Here is an 18410-nt window from a genome sequence, read left to right on the forward strand (position 1 = left end):
GGTGGGGCGGCGGGGCGTGCACTCGGGGTGGGGCGAACGGGTGAGGGGAGCCGGTGGGTTGTCGGCGGTCGAGTGCGGGTCCGCGCCTTCCGCCTCGCGCGGTTCCTCCCCCAGCGTCCGGCCGGGGGAGGAACCGCGCGAGGGGCGGATGAGGAAGTGGGGTGCGGGAGCCGGGAAGCCGCTATTCCGCCGCCAGGTGGTCGGGGCTCTGGCCCACCTTGCCCGCGGCCACGCCGGCCTGGGCCTGGCGGCGGGCGGGTTCGCGGCCGGGGGGTTGGGAGCAGCGCTCCTGGGCGGGTGGGACCGTGGCCGGGAGGGTCACCGGCTCCTCGGCCTTGAGCTGGACCGTCTCGCCGTCGTGCTGCAGGTGCAGGGTCTCGCCCCGGCGCAGTGTGTACGTCGTGCCGTCGTGGGTGATCTCGACACCGAGCAGCATGCCGCGGACCATCAGCGAGAAGCCGAGCCTGGTCAGCCCGGCGGGCAGCCGGGGCCGGAAGGAGAGCGTCTCGCCGTGGTCGCGCAGGCCGCCGAAGCCGGCCACCAGGGCGACGCAGGCCCCGGCGAGGGAGGCCATGTGGAGGCCGTCGCGGGTGTTGCCGCTGAGGTCGTGGAGGTCCATGAGGGCGGCTTCGGCGGTGTAGTCGTACGCGAGGTCGAGCTGGCCGACCTCGGCGGCGATGACCGCCTGGGTGCAGGCGGAGAGGGAGGAGTCGCGGACGGTGAGGCGCTCGTAGTAGGCGAAGTTGCGGGCCTTCTGCTCGTCGGTGAAGGCGTCGCCGCGGACCTGCATGGCGAGCACGAGGTCGGCCTGTTTGACGACCTGCTTCCGGTAGAGGTCGAAGTACGGGAAGTGGAGCAGCAGCGGGTACTTCTCGGGCGGGGTGCGCTCGAAGTCCCAGACCTGGTGGTGGGTGAAGCCGTCGGCCTGGGGGTGGACGCCGAGGCTCTCGTCGTACGGGACGTACATCGCGGCGGCGGCGTCGCGCCAGGCGGCGGTCTCCTCGGTGTCGACGCCGAGCGCGGCGGCCTCGCGGGGGTGGCGGCCGGCGGCCTCGGCGGCGGCGCGCAGGTTCGCCTGCGCCATGAGGTTGGTGTAGACGTTGTTGTCGGCGACGGCGCTGTACTCGTCGGGGCCGGTGACGCCCTCGATGCGGAACTTGCCGGCGGCGTCGTGGTGGCCGAGCGAGCGCCACATCCGGGCGGTCTCGACCAGGAGTTCGAGCCCGTACTCGCGCTCGAAGTCGATGTCGGCGGTGGCCCGGACGTACCGGGCGACGGCGGCGGCGATGTCGGCGCCGATGTGGAAGGCGGCGGTGCCGGCCGGCCAGTAGCCGGAGCACTCCTCGCCGCGGATCGTCCGCCAGGGGAACACCGCGCCGGCCAGGCCGAGTTGGGCGGCCCGGTCGCGGGCGAGCGGGAGGGTGGAGTGCCGCCAGCGGAGGGCCTGGTTGACGGCGGTGGGCAGGCAGTAGGTGAGGACGGGCAGGACGAAGGTCTCGGTGTCCCAGAAGCTGTGGCCGTCGTAACCGGGGCCGGTCAACCCCTTGGCGGGGATGGCGCGTTCCTCGCTGCGGGCGCCGGCCTGGAGGACGTGGAAGACGGCGAACCGGACGGCCTGCTGGAGTTCGACGTCGCCGTCGATCTCGATGTCGCTGGTGTTCCAGAACTCCCGCAGGTAGTCGGCCTGTTCGTCGGCGAGGCCGTCCCAGCCGGTGTACCGGGCGGCGGTCAGCGCGGCCTCGACCTGGTCGCGGACGGCGGGCAGCGAGCGGGTCGCGGACCAGCCGTAGGACATGAACTTGACCAGCCGCAGCCGCTGTCCGGGTTCGAGGACGGTGGTGACGCTGATCCGGCACTGGTCGGCGCCGGACTCGGCGACGGTGTCGAGCTTCTCCGGGCCCTCGATGACGTGGTCCATGCCGGCCGCGACCCGGATGCCGCTGTAGCGGGTGCGGTGCACCAGGACGGCCTTCGTCCCGTCGGCGTGGTGGGCCTCGGGCTGGAGCGGCGCCTCCAGGACGGCGGCGGCGCGCGGGTCGCCCTCGGGGCCGCCGGGAAGCTGCTCGTTGGCGACGAGTTCGGACTGGAGCACGATGCGGACCGGGCCGTCGACCGCCTCGACGGAGTACTCGACGGCGGCGATGGCGCGCTGGGTGAGCGAGACGAGCCGGGTGGAGCGGACCCGGATCGTGCGGCCGGCCGGGGAGGTCCAGTCGGCCTCGCGGTGCAGCAGGCCGTCGCGGAAGTCCAGCCAGCGCCGGTGGCTGATGAGTTCGCCGTAGCGCAGGTCGAAGGGCTCGTCGTCGACGAGCAGCCGGATGATCTTGCCGTTGGTCACGTTGATGACGCTCTGGCTGGACTCCGGGTAGCTGTAGCCGCCCTCGCCGTACGGCAGCGGGCGGAGTTCGAAGACGCCGTTGAGGTAGGTGCCGGGCAGGCCGTGCGGCTCTCCCTCGTCGAGGTTGGCGCGCAGGCCGATGTGGCCGTTGGAGAGCGCGAAGACGGACTCCGCGCGGGCCATCTCGGCCGGGTCGAGGCCGTGTTCGGCGATCTGCCACGGGTCGACGACGAAGTTCTCGGACACGGTCATGCCTGCTCCCCCAGCAGTTCGGAAAGGTCCTCGACGACCACGGTGGCACCCTCCCGGCGCAGTTCGGCGGCCTGGCCGGTGCGGTTCACGCCGACCACCGCGCCGAAGCCGCCGGCCCGGCCGGAGGCGACGCCGGCGAGCGCGTCCTCGAAGACCGCGGCGTGCGCGGGTTCGACGCCGAGGACACGGGCGGCGTGCAGGTAGGTGTCGGGGGCCGGCTTGCCGGACAGGCCCTCGCGCTTCGCGACGATCCCGTCCACGACCACGTCGAACAGGTCCGCGATGCCCGCCGCCCGGAGCACGTCCCGGCAGTTGGCGCTGGAGGAGACCACGGCTCTGGGCAGCCCGAGCGCCCGCAGCCGGCGCACGTAGGCGACCGAGCCGTCGTACGGCTTGACGCCCTGCTCGCGGATCATGCGCAGGACGGTGTCGTTCTTGGCGAGGCTGATCCCGTGCACGGTACGGGCGTTCGGGGGGTCGTCGTCGGTGCCCTCGGGCAGGTCGACGCCCCGGCTGCGCAGGAACGCGCGGGTGCCGTCGAGGCGCGGGCGGCCGTCGACGTAGGTGTCGTAGTCAGTGACCGCGTCGAAGGGGACGAACTGCCCGCCGGTGCGGGCTGCTTCGGCGCGCAGGAAGGTGTCGAAGGTGTCCTTCCAGGCCGCGGCGTGCACGATGGCGGTCTGGGTGAGGACCCCGTCGAGGTCGAAGAGGAAGGCGCGGATGTCGTCCGGTAGGCCCAGCATGGGTGCAGTCTTACCCGGGATCGCTCGTGATGCCGGGAAAGCCGCGGATTTCCCGGCGGCGCGTCGCGGGACGGGTGGCTCCCCGGGGGTTCGGGCGCCGGGCCGGGGCGGGGCGGGGGTGCACACGACCGCGATCGGCCCGCGGCGGCGATCCCGCCACCCGGCGGGCTCAGGCGGGGTCGTGGCGCCTGGCGGTGACGAAGTAGGGCTGCACCTTGCCGCTCTGGGCGTAGTCCTTGAGCCGGACGACCAGTTCCGCCCAGGTGCCGGCCACCATCGGGATGCCGTCCTCGCTGCCCGGCTGCCAGCCGCCGTGGCGCAGCAGCAGCCGGGTGCGGTCGGGGGCGTCGGGCTGCTCGGCGAGGTCCCAGGTGATCCAGGTGCCGGCCCAGTGCGGCGGGAACGCGCCGGCGTTCGCCCACACCACCCGGTCGAGGTCGGCGCGCTCGCGGCGCAGCCGGAACGGCTCGGGGACGCCGGGGAAGTCGAAGAGCAGGACGTCGTCGCCGTCCCGGTCGACGGCGGTGGTCCACCAGCTGGTCAGCCCGTCGTGGGTGTTGAGCGCGGCGAGGACGACGTCCCGGGGGGCGGCGATGTCGATCTGCAGGGCGATCTCGGGCATGGGTCCGCCTTTCGTGGCCCGCGGCCCCCCTCAGCCACCATGGCACGACCCCGGGGCGAACGCGCCCCGGGGTCGTGCGGTCGTGTGCGGGTGGAATCAGCCGCCGCTGCCGTAGGTGGTGTTCGCGCAGATGTCGTCGTCCGCCGAGCGGGCGTCGTTGGTGACGGTGGTGGGCAGCGGCGCCGGGGTGGACGACGTGCCGGCCGCGGGGGTGGAGCTGGTGGTCGTGGCGGCGCCGTTGGCGCCCGCGAAGTCCTTGCCGACGATCACGGTGACGCCCGGCGAGGTGCCGGAATCCACGGTGGCGCCGGGGAACAGCGCGGCGACCTTGTCGGCGTTGGCCTTCTGCCCGGGGCCGTACTCGATCATGGTGGTCTTGTACTTCGTGCTGGCCGCCTGGCCCGCCGTGGTGGCGGAGAACTTGGCGGCCTTCAGCTGCTCGGTCGCCTTGCCGGCCAGCCCGTTGGTGAGCGTGCCGTTGTAGACGGCAACCTTGACCGCCTCGTTGGAGGCGTCGCCGGCCGGCGCGGGGGCCGAGCTCGGGGCGGCGGGTTGCGACGGGGCCGGGGCGGCCGGGGCGCCGTCCTGCTGGCCGGTGGCGTTCTGGCCGTCGATGGTGTGGTCGGCCTTGAGGGTGTCCCAGAGCTTCTGGACGTCCGGCTGGACCAGGTCGATGTTGGCGTCCTGGGTGCGGTAGCGCCAGGGGGCCGTCACGAACTTGAGGTTGTGCATGTCGATGTTCTTCAGCGACAGGCCGAAGGACAGCAGCTTGTCGGCGGAGCTCAGCCCGGGGTCGACGGTCAGCGACTTGGTGGCGGCGTCGGCGAGCGGCAGCAGGTTGGTGGGGCTCAGCCCCTCCGTCTTGATCTTGTTGGCGAGCGAGCTCATGAACGCCTGCTGGCGCTTCATCCGGCCGATGTCGGAGCCGTCGCCGATGCCGTGCCGCAGCCGGACGTAGTCGAGCGCCTTCTGGCCGTCCACGGTCTGCTTGCCCTGCGGGAGGACGAGCTCGCCCTTCTTGTGCAGGTTGGGGTTGATGTCGCCCTCGTAGATGGCCTTGGGCAGGCAGACGTCGACGCCGCCGACGGCCTTGGTCATCGAGGAGAAGCCGTTGAAGTCGACCACGATGGTGTGGTCGACCCGGATGCCGGTCAGCTTCTCGATCGTGTTCTGGGTGCAGGCGGGGTTGCCGGCGTCGCTGCCGCCGACCGAGAAGGCCGCGTTGAACAGGTCGTTGCCGGCCTTGGTCCACTTGCCGCTGGGCAGCTTGCAGGACGGGATCTGGACGATCGCGTTGCGCGGGATGGAGATGCCGACGGCGTGCTTGTGGTCGGCGTAGACGTGCAGCAGGATCGTCGTGTCCGAGCGCGCGCCGCCGTCGTCGCCGCCGCCGAGGTCGGAGTTGGTGCCGCCGCGGCTGTCGGAGCCGATGAGCAGCACGTTGACCGGCTTGTTGCCGTCCGCGTCGGCCTGCGCCTCCGGCGGGCGGTCGGTGGCTATCGCGTCCGCGTCGAAGGACTTGATGTTGCCGTTCAGCTTGAAGTAGATCGCGCCGCCGGTGCCGGCGAGCAGCACCAGGACGCCCGCCGCCGACCAGGCGACGATCTTCTTGACGTTCTTCTTCGGCTTCCGGCTGTTGCGGGCCGCCGCCCGGCCGCCGCCGCCCGCGGGCGCGGCGTCCTTGCCGCCCTTGCCCTGTCCGGACCGGCGGGCCTCGGCCCGTCCTCCGGCGCGCGGCTGCGGGACGGCGCTGCCGCCGTCCGTGGTGGCCGCGTCGGGCGCGCCCTTGCCACGAGCCGGGCTCTCGCCCCGTTGACCTGCCATCCGCGTACCTTTCACCGCCGGAAGCGCTGCCCGTGATGATCGGGCACACCGTACTGTGGGAGACGGTCAGGACCGCACCCGGGTTGCACAATACGAAGGCCATATAAGAACTACGGCCATCACCGGAGAATACAAGCCGGTCGATCGCGCACCGTGTGACCAAGGTCTCCGCCGGGCGGGGCGCAGCGCGGGCGGGAGCCCGGCCCGCCGTGCGCGAACCGGGATCCCGGGAGGTCGGGCGGTGTCTCAGCTCTCGATCACGCGGCGGAACAGCACGGTGTCGAAGACGTCCTCCATGCGCACCGCGCGGCCGTCGCGCAGCGTCCAGGAGTGGATGAACGGCAGTGTCACCGTGGTGCCGCGCACCGACGTGACCTCGCGCACACCGAAGACCACGACGCGGTCCCCGGCGGCCACGAACTCCTGTGGTCGCAGCCGCATTCCGCCGAGCACGGAGGGCACCTTCGCGAGGAACTCGCGCACGCCGGCGTGGCCGTGCTTGGTGCCGCCGAGGCCGTACTCGGCCATGCCGTCGGGGTGCACCCACTCGACGCGCGGGTCGAGGGTGTCCAGCAGCGCGGCCACGTCGCGGTCGTGGAAGGCCCGGTAGGCGCGCTCGATCAGGGCGCGGCTGGTACCGGTGGCGGTGAGAGCGGTGTCGGTCATGTCGGTCCTCATGCCTTCGTCATGCCTTCGCCGCCCACGCGGCGGCCGTCCAGGTACTGCGGGTACATCACGCGCAGGGTGCGTTCGATGCCGTCGCGCCAGTCGACGGTGCACGGGCCGGTCAGCTTCCGGCGCAGCGTCGGGTCGAACCGGTAGGTCTCGCGGGTCACCTCGCTCGGGACGAGGTTCGCCGTCACTCCGGTGAGCCGCTCGATGTGGCGGATGCAGTCGGTGATGCCGACGGACTGGTCGCCGCCCCAGTTGACCACCGTGGCCGGGGCCGCGGCGGCCTCCCACAGCCGGGGCACCTGCGCCACCAGGTCGTCGGTGTGCAGCAGGGAGCACCAGTTCTGGCCCTCCAGCGGCACCTGGATCGGCTGCCCGGCCAGCATCGCCTTGAAGTACAGCATCGGCACGCCGCCGTAACTGCCGGGACCGTACGCGATGTTGAGCCGGGCGATGGTGGTGGGCAGGCCGAGCACCCGGGCGAAGGCGCGCACCGCGCCCTCGGTGGCGAGCTTGCCCATCGGGTAGGCGGGCAGCCAGTCGGCGGAGCCGTCCACCGGGTCGTCCTCGGTGTACGCGTGGTCCAGGGTCCGCCGCTTGTAGAGCGCCCCGGTGGAGACGAACAGGAACGCCTCGGCGGTGCGGCAGTGCTCCATCAGGCGGCCGGTGGCGACGGCGTTGATCTCGGCGGTGGCGTTGAAGTCGCCGTCCTCGCCGCGGTGGACGGCGGAGTGCAGGACGTGGGTGAAGTCCCGCGGCAGTCCGGCGAGCGCCTGCTCGGAGCCGTCGGCCATGTCCCAGTGCCGGGTGCGGATGCCTCGGCCGGCCAGCGCCTGCTCGACGCCCGGCGTCCCGAAGCGGCCGATGCACCACACCTCGTCGTGCGCGGCCAGTGCCTCGGCGACCGGCCGGGCGACCTGCCCGGTGCCCCCGGTGATCAGGATCTTCTTCCCCCGCATGCTGCTGCTGTGCTCCTTCGTCATCGGTTCGCGCCCCGCCGGCGCGCCAGCTCGTCGGCCTCGGCCAGCGCACGGTCCAGCTCCCGGCGCAGGATCGCCTGGAAGGCGGCCACGTGGCGCGGGCCCATCAGGGTGTAGTGCTCGCCCGGCACCTCCAGGTACCGGTTCTCCTCGCGGGTGTGCTCGTCCCACCGGCGAAGCTCGTTGTTCAGCCAGTCCTCGCGCGTGCCGCGCAGCGGGATCGCGTGGAACACCGTCATCGAGCGGACGTCGCCGCTCGGCCGGTAGCCCTTGCCCAGGTCGGTGAGGGTGTCGGCGATCTCCGCCCAGGCGGCGAACCTGGCGGCGTCCAGGTCGAGTTCGGCCAGCCGGTGCGGCGGGGCGAGCGCGACCAGCCGGGCGGCCTGCTCCTCGCGCGGCAGGTGCCGCAGGGCGTCCGGGAGTTCGACGGACTGCCTCTTGTCGATCAGCTCCAGGAAGAGCGCCAGGTGGGCGGCCGTCTCGGCGTACCCCAGCTCCTCCATGCGGTCCTTGATGTGCGGCGGCAGGTTGAAGCTGCCGACGAAGTCGACCCGCTCGCCCTGCGCCTCCAGGACCTTGGCGATCTCGAAGGCGACGGCGGCGCCGTAGGAGTAGCCGGCCACCGCGTACGGGCCCCGGGGCTGCTCGGCGCGGATGGCGTCCACGTAGGTGTCGACCATCTCCTCGAAGGAGACGAAGGGCTTCTCGCCGTCGTTGAAACCGCGGGCGCGCAGCGCGTGGAACGGGCGGTCGCCGACGAAGTACCTGGCGAGGTTGACGAAGACCAGCACCTCGCCGACACCGGGGTGGACGCAGAACAGCGGGGTCTTGTCGCCGCCGGTCTGCATCGGCACCAGCGGGTCGTACGGCCGGGAGGTGCCCGGGCGGGCGGGCTCGGCGAGGCGGGCGGCCAGGGCGCGGACGGTCGGCGCGGTGAGCACCGTGATGACCTCCAGGCCGGTGACGCCGAGGCGCTCGGCCACCTTGGCGCGCAGCCGCAGGATGTCGAGGGAGGTGCCGCCGAGGTCGAAGAAGCCGGCGGTGGCGCTGATCGCGGCCGGGTCGCAGTCGAACATCTCGGCGTAGATCCCGGCGAGGGCCAGCTCGACTGGGCCCTCGGGCGCGGTGTACCCGCCGAGCATGCGCACCGTCAGGTCGGAGACCGCGTGCTGCTGCCCGGCGTACGCCCCCTCCTCCAGGCGGCGGCGCATCAGGGCGCGCTGGATCTTGCCGAGGCTGGTCCTGGGGAAGGCCTCGGCGGGCAGGGGAAGGACCAGCGCGGGCCGGAAGCCCCAGTGCGTCACCACGGTCGCGCGCACGGCGGTGAGCACCCGGTACAGGGCGGTCTCGTCGCCCTCCGGCAGCTCGGGGTGGAAGGCGATCACCAGCTGCTCGGTGTCGCTGCCCGCCGGGCGGGTCGGGAAGGCGGCGACGTAGGAGCGGGCGACGCCGTCGAGCTGTTCGAGGGCGGCCTCGATGTCGTGGCTGAAGTAGTTGACGCCGTTGACGATGACGCTGTCCTTGCTGCGCCCGACCAGGGTGAGCCGGCCGTCGTCGATCCGGCCGAGGTCGCCGCTGCGGAACCAGCCGTCGGCGGTGAAGGCGTCGGCGGTGGCCCCGGGGTTGCGGAAGTAGCCGCGGGTGATCATCGGGCCGGTGAGCTGGAGCTCGCCGACGGCGCCCTCGGGCAGCGGGCGGTCGGCCGCGTCGGCGACGCGGACGGACAGGCCGGTGACGGGGGTGCCGAGGTTGGCGAACTCGGCGCTGCGGTCGGTGGCCGGGAAGCCGCGGCGGGAGTAGACGCTGCCGGCGCAGGTCTCGGTCATGCCGAAGGCGGGCCAGAGGGTGTCGCCGGCCAGGCCGTACGGCGCCAGCCGCTCCAGAAACGTTTCGCCGGTGCTCACCAGCACGGCCTCGCCGCCGCTGATGATCTGCCGGACCCGGCTCAGGTCGAGCCGCTCGCCCGCCGCGTCCAGCCGGTCGACGGCGGCGGTGACCAGGCCGAGCAGGAAGTTCGGCGCGAAGGTCATCGTCACGCCGTGCCGGGAGACCAGCCGGAGGAACTCCAGCGGGTCGGCGAGCACCACGGCGGGGGCGACGTGCACCTGGCGGGCGCCGACGGACAGCGGCAGCAGGTGGCACTCCAGCAGGGCGGCGACGTGGTCGAAGGAGACCCAGTTGAGCGTGACGTCGCCGGCGTCCAGCCGGTGCGCACCGTTCTTGCCCGCCATCGAGGCCAGCAGGTTGGCGTGGCTGAGCACGACGGCCTTGGAGTTGCTGGTGGACCCGGAGGTCAGCATCAGCACCGCGGTGTCCTCGGGGGCCGCGCGGTGCAGCTCCTCGGCCGGCTCGCCGGACAGCTCCGCCAGGACGGCCAGCGGGCGGTCCGGGTCGGGCGGGAGGACGGCGGCCAGGCCGGCGGTGGTGACGGTCAGCGGCCCGTCCAGCAGGGCGCCGACGTGGGCGAGCTGGGCGGCCCAGCGCTCCGGGTCGGCGGCGGCCGGCGCGGCCAGCGGGCACGGCACGAAGCCGCCGAGCACGGCGCCCCAGAACGCGGGCAGGAAGTCCTCGGCGCGCTCCAGGATCAGCACCACCCGGTCGCCGGGGCGCAGGCCGCGGGCCCGCAGGCCGGTGAGGACGCGCCGGGCGGCGTCGAGCAGTTCTGGGTAGGTCTGGTCGGCCGTGCCGGCGTCGGCGGCGCCGAGGCAGTGGCCGAGCCCTGCCGCGGGGTGCCGCTCGGCGACGTCCAGCAGCAGGTCGGTGAGGTTGGTGGGACGTGTCACGGGCCGTCTGTCTCCTGGCTTCGGGGCGCGCCGGGGCAGCCCGCCTGGCACGCCGAACAGGGGTTGAGGACCAAAGGGGTGCGGAAGTCCGCAGCGTGGCGCGACCGGACGGCTCAGCGCGGGGATGCCGACGACGGCCCCGACCGCCACCGCGCCGTCGCGTCGGTGGCCGGTCGGGCCGGCAAAGTTTCGGACCGGAAAGCCCCCGCTTGACGTGTGGTCACGAGGCTTACCGTAAGGTCGGATCGGACCTGGTCAGCCCGGCGAGTTCAGGGTTGGCCGGAAGGGGACAGGGCCGCGACCGGCGGTGAAGGGCAGGCTACTTCTCGTGAGGAAAACGGAATGCCGGGCCTTCCTTTCCGGCGCCCGAGTGCAGGTTGATGCCAGGGCGACTGGAGATTCGCCAGGTCGGTGGTGGAAAAATCCCGGCCCGATATATGTCCGCCGCAAGGCATATGCCCGCCGCAAGGCCCCCCGCACCCCCCTCGCGACAATCCCGTCCGAGCCGGGCCCAAAGGCCCTCGACCTGCGGTTTTGATCAAAGGTTGACTGACTTCGAACATGCGAACTACTGTCAGTCGCAGGTGGTCTGATCGAGCGTCATCTGACATGTTCTTGATTAAACAGTTGAACGGCGAATGAACGGAAAGACCACCACCGTAAGGGGGACGCAAGTGACCAGGGCAGCCGGCTCGCCGAACGGCCATGGCCAGGAGGAATCGACGCCGGGCGACCACGCCGCACACGTCGAGAAAACCCTGCTCCAGGCGCGGGCACTGATCGAATCCACCGTCTCCCTCTACCGACAGCGCCCCGACCAGAACCCCCCCGCCCCGCACGCCGACGTCACCGCCCTCGGCGAGGCCGTCGAACAGCTCGTGCACGGCGCCCGGCACTCGGTCTGCGTCGCCGTCACCGGCACCGGGCCCTTCGAGCAGATCGCCCGCGACGCCCTGACCACCATGCGCCCGGGCACCGTCGTCCGGGTGCTCTGCGCGCCCGGCGTCGCCGACTGCGCCCTGGCCAAGCTCGCGCACGCGCCCGGCGCCCGCTTCGAGATCCGCGTCTCCGAGGCCGACCTGCGCGACATCGTCATCTCCGACGGCGCCCGCGCGCTCGTCCGCGCCGCCGCCGGGAACGCCAAGGGCCAGGCCACCCTGGTCAACGACCGCGCCGCCGTGCGCGCCCTGGAGCTGCTCTTCGCCGGCGCCTGGTCGCTCGGCCGCAAGCTCGACGACCACCTCGCACTCAGCCCCCGGCTGCTCGGCGACCTCACCCGCAGCATCCTGGAACGGCTGCGCAGCGGCTACACCGACGAGTGCGCCGCCCGCGACCTCAACATGTCCCTGCGCACCTACCGGCGCCACGTCGCCGAGATCATGCGCGAACTCGGCGCCAGCTCCCGCTTCCAGGCCGGCGTGCGCGCGGTCGAGCTGGGCCTGCTCCTCGACTGAGGCGCCCCTGCGGGCCCTGCGGGACAGGGCCGGGCGCCGTTCCCGCGCCACGCGGGGAGAACCGCGGCCCACCAGCCGCGGCGCAGTGAGTAACACCAACGGGGAAACTGGTGAGTACGACGTGCCCATCGAGGCAGAGGACGAACTGGAACGAGCGCTCCTGGAAGTACGGGCGCTGATCGAGTCGACGGTGGCCATCCACCGCGACCGCAACCACCGCGCCCAGCAGATCGCCGCGGTGGACGGCGGCTACCGGGCGGTGCTCGACGCCGCCGCCGCCCTCATCCGCAGCGCCGTGCGCGGCATCGACATCGTGCACGCGCGGATGCCCGGCGCCGAGGAACAGGAGCCCGGGCTCAACGAGTTCGCCGAGCGAAGACTGATCTACGGGGCCGCCGAGTCGACCACCGTGCGGCTGCTGGCCAGCCCCACGATGATCGACGAGGACTTCGTCCGCGAACAGCTCGCCAAGGAGCGGCCGGTGGCGATCCGGGTGGCCCGGGTGCCGCCGCTCCAGGCGCTGCTGGTGGACGGCACGACCGCGCTGGTCGTCGCCGAGTCGGCCACCGGCGTCCGGGCCTCCGTCATCCGGGAGCCCAAGGTGGTCTACACGCTCGGCTCGCTGTTCGAGAGCGTGTGGCGCAACGCCGTTCCGGCCGGCGAGCGGATCGTCTTCGGCGACCGGGACCGGGCCGCGCTGGCCCAGCAGATCCTCGGCGCGCTGCGGGCCGGCGTCACCGACGAGGTCGCCGCGCGCGAGCTCACCGTCTCGGTGCGCACCTACCGCCGGCACGTCGCCGAGATCATGGCGATGCTCGGCGCCCAGTCCCGCTTCCAGGCCGGCGTGCGCGCCGCCGAGCTCGGCCTGCTGCGGCCCGCCCGGCCCGGACCGGGCGGCGGTCCGGGCGGCGGTCCGGGCGGTGGCGGCCAGAACTGACGCCGGGCGCCGGGCGAGTGGCAGCTTCCTGAAGGGTCTGTTGCCGCTTCCCCGGCGCCCCAGTTGTATGGGCCGCGGAAAGGGGAACGGGTGTCGCACGCACCCGGAAAACCCTTCCCGATGGCCTGCCGTACTCCCCCGAAACTGCCGGCCGTCGGCGCGGGGACCCGCCCCGCCGGAAAACCTCCGGTGGCGGGTCCCCGCTCCCACCGGTGAATTCGGCGCGGAAGGCGGGCCAATGGACCAGAACCCGATCGGTCTGGTGTTCCCCGGCCAGGGGACGCAGAAAGCAGGAATGGGCGATCCCTGGCGGGAAACCCCGTCCTGGGAACTCGTCCGGGAAATCTCCGAGGTCACCGGAGAGGATCTCGCCGAACTGCTCCTGGAAACCCCGGACGAACACCTTCGGCGCACCGACCTGGCGCAGCTCACCGTGTTCACGGTTGCCATGGTCGCGTACGCCGAGGCGGTGCGCCGCGGCGCACTCGACGGGCCGGTGGCCGCCGTGGCCGGCCACAGCCTGGGCGAGTACGCCGCGCTCACCGCCGCCGGGGCGCTCACCCTGCCCGACGCCGCCGCGCTGGTGGCGGCCCGTGGCCGGGCCATGCGGGACGCCGCCGACGAGCGCCCCGGCACCATGGGCGTGCTGGTCGCCGCGCCGCTGGAGCAGGTCGCCGAACTGACCGACCGGCTGCGGGCCCGGGGCGCCGACGTGTGGGTCGCCAACGTCAACGCCCCCGGCCAGAGCGTGGTCTCCGGCTCCGCCGCGGGCATCGACCTGATCGGCGAGCAGGCGCCCTCGATCGGCGCCAAGATGATCCGGCTGTCCGTCGGCGGCGCCTTCCACAGCCCGTACATGGAGCCCGCCGCCGACCGGCTGCGGACCGCGCTCGAGAACACCGCCTTCGCCCCGGCCCACCTGCCGGTCGTCGCGAACGCCGACGCCCGCGCGTACGCCGGCGACTGCGACTGGCCCGACCTGGCCACCCGCCAGCTCACCTCGCCGGTGCTCTGGGAGCCCGGCGTGCGCACCCTGACCGGCGAGCTCGGCTGCCGCCGGCTGGTCGAGATCGGCCCCGGAAAGACCCTGGCCGGCCTGATCCGCCGGATCGTCCCGGAGACCGAGGTGGTGTCGCTGAACAGCCCGGCCGCGCTGGGCTGACCGGCCGCCGCCCGGCCGGCGGCCGGTCACCGAACCGGACAAGGAGAACCACCCCGATGACACTGGGCACCGAGAGCATCTGGCTGCGCCGGTACGCCACCGGCGCGCCACCGCGGCTGCGGCTGCTCTGCCTGCCGCACGCCGGCGGCTCGGCCGGCTTCTTCCACGGCTGGGGGCGCGCCTTCGGCGAGGACGTCGAAGTCCTCGCGGTGCGCTATCCCGGCCGCCAGGAGCGGATCGCGGAGGATCCGTGGACCCGCCTGGAGGACCTCGCCGACGCGATCGCCGCCGAGCTGACGTCCCGACTCGACACCCCGCTGGCCCTGTTCGGCCACAGCATGGGCGCCACCATCGGCTACGAGATCGCGCTGCGCCTCGCGCAGCGGCACGGCGTCGCCCCGGCGCTGCTGATGGTCTCCGGCCGCCGGGCCCCGCACCTGCTGACCCCGCGCACCGCCGCCTTCGGCAGCGACGACGAACTGCTCGCCGAGGTCGGGAAGATGGGTGGCACCGACGCCGCGCTGCTGGCCGACGAGGACCTGCGCGAGCTCGTCCTGCCCGCCATCCGCGCCGACTTCCGGGCCGTCGCCCGCTACGAGGCGCGGCCCGGCGTGCCGCTGCCCTGCCCGGTGGTCGGCTACGTCGGCGACGGCGACCCGGACGTCGCCCCCGACGAGGTCGCGGCCTGGGCCAGGATCGCCCCGGCCGGCTTCGAGCTGAAGGTCCTGCCGGGCGGCCACTTCTACCTGATCGACCAGCGCGACGCGCTCGTCGCGGACATCCGCGAACGGCTTTCCGTGACCGTCCGACGCTGAATTCCCGGACGCCGGTGGCAGGTTGTTGCAGCCGCCGTTGTGGGCCCGGAAACCGGGCTCGCAGAATTCAATCAGCACGATTCTTTGATCCAGCACAGCATCCCGCACCGCATTTCGCACGGCCCGGAGAACCGGGTCGGACAAAGGAGAAAACCATGACCACCGCCACCCGCGACGAGCGCCTCGAAACCATCAAGGAAATCGTCTGCGACATTCTGGAGATCGAGGAGGACGAGGTCACCGAGACCAGCCTCTTCAAGGAGGACCACGACGCCGACTCGCTCCGCGCGATCGAGATCCTCGCCGCCCTGGAGAAGGAGTTCGGCGTCGTCATCAACCAGAGCGAGCTGCCCCGCATGGTCAACCTCAAGGGCGTCTACGAGGTCGTGTCGGAGCCGGCCGGCTGGTAGTCCCGAAAACGCTGCGACGGATGGGGAGGTCGCCATGACGGCGGCAGGAAACGGCACCGGGCGCACCGGGCCGCAGCGGCACCGGGTGGTGCTCACCGGGCTCGGGGTGGTGTCCAGCATCGGACTCGGCGTCCGGGAGTTCCTCCAGGGGCTCCGCGAGGGCCGCAGCGGTGCCCGGCCCATCTCGGTGTTCGACACCGAGGGCTTCGCCCACGCGAACGGGTGCGAGATCACCGACTTCGACCCGCGGGACTGGATCCGCACGCTGGACGTCGAACAGCTCGGCCGGGCCGCGCAGTTCTCGACCGCGGCGGCCCGGATGGCCCTGGAGGACTCCGGCCTCGACCTGGCGCGGCTGCGCGGCCGGCGCGGGCTCATCTCCATCGGCACCACCGACGGCGAGAGCTACGACCTCGACCAGCTGGTCGAGCGCGAACTCGCCGACGGCACCGGCACCTTCGACCCGACGGCCGCCCGGCGAGTGCCTGCCGGGCGGCTGTCGGCGGCCATCGCCCAGGAACTGGGCCTGACCGACGTGGAGGCGCTGACCATCCCGACCGCGTGCTCGGCGGGCAACTACGCCATCGGCTACGGCTTCGACGCCGTCAGCTCCGGTGAGGCGGAGTTCGCCTTCTGCGGCGGCGCGGACGCGATGTGCCGCAAGACCTTCACCGGCTTCTACCGGCTGGGCACCATCGCCCCCGACCGGTGCCAGCCCTTCGACGTCGACCGCAAGGGCATCCTGACCGGCGAGGGCGCGGGCGTGCTCGTCCTGGAGCGGCTGGACTCGGCGCTGGAGCGCGGCGCCACCATCTACGCCGAGGTGCTCGGCTACGGGCTCAACTGCGACGCCCACCACCAGGTGGCCCCGGACCGGGACAGCGTCGCCGAACTGATGCGGCTCGCCCTGGACAACGCCGGCGTCAAGCCGCAGGAGGTGGACCTCATCTCCGCGCACGGCACCGGCACCAAGGCCAACGACATCACCGAGGCCGGCGCCATCCGCCAGGTGTTCGGCGACACCCCGCCGCGCACCGTCTCGATGAAGTCGATGCTCGGCCACAGCATGGGCGCCGCCAGCGCGCTCGGCGCGATCGGCTGCGCGCTGGCCATCCAGAACCGGTTCATCCCGCCCACCATCAACCACGTCACCACCGACCCCGACTGCGATGTCGACTGCGTGCCCAACCAGGCGGTCGAGGCCGACCTGCGGATCGTCCAGAACAACGGTCTCGCGTTCGGGGGCAACAACGCGGCGGTCCTGCTCGGGCGGTACGACGCGATCAAGGAGGCGTCATGACGATCCGCCCGATCATCGGGATGGGCGCCGTCGCCGCCACCGGCTCCGGTGTCGACGAGCTCTTCGAGAACCTGTGCGCGGGCGTCTCCGGCCGCGCCGAGCTGCGCGGCTTCGACCGCACCCGGTTCCGCGCCCAGCACGCGTACGAGGTCGACGACCGCCCCGCCGTGGGCGAGGACGTCCCCGGCCGGGCCGGCCGGCTGCTGCACGAGGCGATCGCCCAGGCGGCCGCCGACGCGGGCCTCGGCGAGGACCTGTCCGGCATCCCGATCCTGGTCGGCACCGGCCTGCGCGAACTGCGCTCGCTGGAGCTGTGGTGGGCCGACGGCTCGCCGTTCGCCGACTCCGGACTGCACTTCGGCACCGGCCTGAAGGAACGCTTCAACGCCGACGTCACCCACACCTTCTCCAACGCCTGCTCGGCCTCGCTGTACGCGCTCGCGCTGGCCGGCGACCTGCTCGACCAGGAGGGCCCGGACGCGCCCGACACCGTCATCGTGGCCGGCGTCGACGTCCTCACCGAGTCCATGTACGGCCTGCTGGAGCGCGTCCACGCGACGCCGCCGGACCGGGTGCGGCCCTTCGACCGCAACCGCACCGGCGTGCTGATGGGCGACGGCGCCGCGGCGATCGTGCTGCGCCGCACCGAGGAGGGCGCCCCGCAGGTGCACGCCCGGCTGCGCGGCGTGGCCGTCAACTGCGACGCCTTCCACGTCACCGCGCCCTCCCCGGAGGGCATCGCCGAGGCCATGCACGCCGCCCACCGGCTGGCCGGCGTCAAGCCCGCCGACCTCGACCTGGTGATGGTGCACGGCACCGGCACCCTGCTCAACGACGAGGCGGAGGCCGCCGCCCTGGCCGCCGTGCTCGGCGACGACGCCTCCGGTCCGCTGATGACCGCGGTGAAGTCGATGACCGGCCACACCTCGGGCGCCTCCGGCCTGATCAACCTGATCGTCGGCGTCCGGGCCCTGAACGAGGGCCGGGTGCCGCCGACCGTCGGCCTGGAGGACCCGGTGGACGAGGCCGCGAAGTTCAGCTTCGTCACCGGCGAGGCCGCCACCGACCGGACGCTGCGGCTCGCGCAGCTGAACGCCTTCGGCTTCGGCGGGATCAACGCCGTGGCCATCGTGGAGGGGACCCGATGAGCGAACGATGGGGGTACCCCCGGCCGGAGGCCGGGGGAGAGCGAATCATCAAGAGGTGCGCACGGGTGAATGCCCCTGCCGAGCGAAGCGAGGCGGGCGCATGAACGTAGTGGTCACCGGAGCGGCCGTGCTGCTGCCCGGCACCGAGACGGTCCGCGCCCTCGCCGACGGGCCCGCCCCCGGCGGGGCCCCGGTCGAGCCGGCCGCGCACGTCGGCAAGAAGGGCCTGCGCTACAAGGACCGGGCCACCCAGCTCGGCTACGCGCTGACCGCCGCCGCGCTGCGCGACGCCGGGCTGCTCGGCGCCGACGAGAAGGCCGGCATCGGCGTCCCGGCCACCAGCATCGGCGTGGTCGCCAGCTCCAACTTCGGCAACCTGGACACCGTCACCCGCGCCCTGGACACCCTGCGCGAGGGCACCGTCACGGCCACCTCGCCGATGGACCTGCCGAACGCCTCCAGCAACGTCATCGCCTCCTCGGCGGCCATCCGCTACGGGCTGCGCGGCCCCAACCTGATGGTCTGCAACGGCGAGACCTCCGGCCTGGACGCCCTGCACTGGGCCACCACCCTGATCAACGCCGGCAGGGCTGAGCGCGTCCTCGTGCTCGGTGTCGAGCCGGACAACGAGGTGGTGCGCCGGCTGCTCGGCGGCGAACGCGCCGTCGACGGCGGGGCGGCCCTGGTGGTCGAGTCCCGCGAGGCCGCCGCCGCCCGCTCGGCGACCGTCCGCGCGGTGCTCGGCGGCTACCGCCGCGGCGCCGCCGCACCCGACGAGCGGGGCCTGCGCTGGGAGCTCCCGGCGCACCTCGGCAAGGCCTCCGGCGCCTATGGGCTGCTCCAGGTGGCGGCCGCGGTCGGGCTCTTCGACGCCGGCGAGCAGGGGCCGGTCCAGGCCGTCACCGGCGGCGCCGACGACGACGCCCGGGCCGACCTGCTGGTACTCGCCCCCGAAGCGGCATGACGGAGC

At 73.1% G+C, this 18410-nt stretch carries 15 protein-coding genes; 8 read left to right on the top strand and 7 right to left on the bottom strand.

The window, feature by feature from the left end:
* Positions 1-181 precede the first annotated feature (181 nt).
* From ACWCXH_RS30240 to ACWCXH_RS30270, 7 genes are all read right to left on the bottom strand, one after another.
* Positions 182-2590, bottom strand: coding sequence for a glycoside hydrolase family 65 protein (locus ACWCXH_RS30240; protein WP_449804661.1), 2409 nt, complete (start codon positions 2588-2590; stop codon positions 182-184).
* Positions 2587-3333, bottom strand: coding sequence for an HAD family hydrolase (locus ACWCXH_RS30245; protein ID WP_449804662.1), 747 nt, complete (start codon positions 3331-3333; stop codon positions 2587-2589). The genes ACWCXH_RS30240 and ACWCXH_RS30245 overlap by 4 nt, the downstream gene beginning before the upstream one ends.
* 169 nt (positions 3334-3502) lie before the next feature.
* Positions 3503-3955 carry an SRPBCC family protein gene (locus tag ACWCXH_RS30250; RefSeq protein WP_449804663.1) on the bottom strand — a complete coding sequence of 151 codons (453 nt, stop codon included), beginning with the start codon at positions 3953-3955 and terminating at the stop codon, positions 3503-3505.
* A gap of 96 nt (positions 3956-4051) precedes the next feature.
* Positions 4052-5779 carry an LCP family protein gene (locus ACWCXH_RS30255; RefSeq protein WP_449804664.1) on the bottom strand — a complete coding sequence of 576 codons (1728 nt, stop codon included), beginning with the start codon at positions 5777-5779 and terminating at the stop codon, positions 4052-4054.
* 246 nt (positions 5780-6025) lie between these two features.
* Entirely contained in the window at positions 6026-6445 is a 420-nt protein-coding gene (locus ACWCXH_RS30260) for a nuclear transport factor 2 family protein (RefSeq protein WP_449804665.1), read from the bottom strand.
* An 8-nt stretch (positions 6446-6453) separates the two neighbouring features.
* Positions 6454-7410: an NAD-dependent epimerase/dehydratase family protein gene (locus ACWCXH_RS30265; RefSeq protein WP_449804691.1), complete on the bottom strand. Its 957-nt coding sequence runs from the start codon at positions 7408-7410 to the stop codon at positions 6454-6456.
* 20 nt (positions 7411-7430) lie between these two features.
* Complete coding sequence (locus ACWCXH_RS30270) at positions 7431-10214, bottom strand: AMP-binding protein (RefSeq protein ID WP_449804666.1); 2784 nt, start codon at positions 10212-10214, stop codon at positions 7431-7433.
* Between the two features lie 674 nt (positions 10215-10888).
* Here ACWCXH_RS30270 and ACWCXH_RS30275 point away from each other — a divergent pair.
* From ACWCXH_RS30275 to ACWCXH_RS30310, 8 genes are all read left to right on the top strand, one after another.
* Positions 10889-11668 carry a DNA-binding response regulator gene (locus ACWCXH_RS30275; protein WP_449804667.1) on the top strand — a complete coding sequence of 260 codons (780 nt, stop codon included), beginning with the start codon at positions 10889-10891 and terminating at the stop codon, positions 11666-11668.
* 121 nt (positions 11669-11789) lie between these two features.
* On the top strand, positions 11790-12605 hold the full coding sequence (locus ACWCXH_RS30280) for a LuxR family transcriptional regulator (RefSeq protein WP_449804668.1): 816 nt from the start codon (positions 11790-11792) through the stop codon (positions 12603-12605).
* A 238-nt stretch (positions 12606-12843) separates the two neighbouring features.
* Entirely contained in the window at positions 12844-13767 is a 924-nt protein-coding gene (locus tag ACWCXH_RS30285; protein ID WP_449804669.1) for an ACP S-malonyltransferase, read from the top strand.
* Positions 13768-13823: 56 nt separating this feature from the next.
* Positions 13824-14582, top strand: coding sequence for a thioesterase II family protein (locus ACWCXH_RS30290; RefSeq protein WP_449804670.1), 759 nt, complete (start codon positions 13824-13826; stop codon positions 14580-14582).
* A gap of 155 nt (positions 14583-14737) precedes the next feature.
* Entirely contained in the window at positions 14738-14992 is a 255-nt protein-coding gene (locus ACWCXH_RS30295; RefSeq protein ID WP_359971053.1) for an acyl carrier protein, read from the top strand.
* A 34-nt stretch (positions 14993-15026) separates the two neighbouring features.
* Positions 15027-16292: a beta-ketoacyl-[acyl-carrier-protein] synthase family protein gene (locus ACWCXH_RS30300; RefSeq protein ID WP_449804671.1), complete on the top strand. Its 1266-nt coding sequence runs from the start codon at positions 15027-15029 to the stop codon at positions 16290-16292.
* Positions 16289-17440 carry a beta-ketoacyl-[acyl-carrier-protein] synthase family protein gene (locus tag ACWCXH_RS30305; RefSeq protein WP_449804672.1) on the top strand — a complete coding sequence of 384 codons (1152 nt, stop codon included), beginning with the start codon at positions 16289-16291 and terminating at the stop codon, positions 17438-17440. The genes ACWCXH_RS30300 and ACWCXH_RS30305 overlap by 4 nt, the downstream gene beginning before the upstream one ends.
* Positions 17441-17540: 100 nt before the next feature.
* Positions 17541-18404: a beta-ketoacyl synthase N-terminal-like domain-containing protein gene (locus ACWCXH_RS30310; RefSeq protein ID WP_449804673.1), complete on the top strand. Its 864-nt coding sequence runs from the start codon at positions 17541-17543 to the stop codon at positions 18402-18404.
* The last annotated feature ends 6 nt before the right edge of the window (positions 18405-18410 follow it).

The organism is Kitasatospora sp. NPDC001660 (assembly GCF_053596725.1).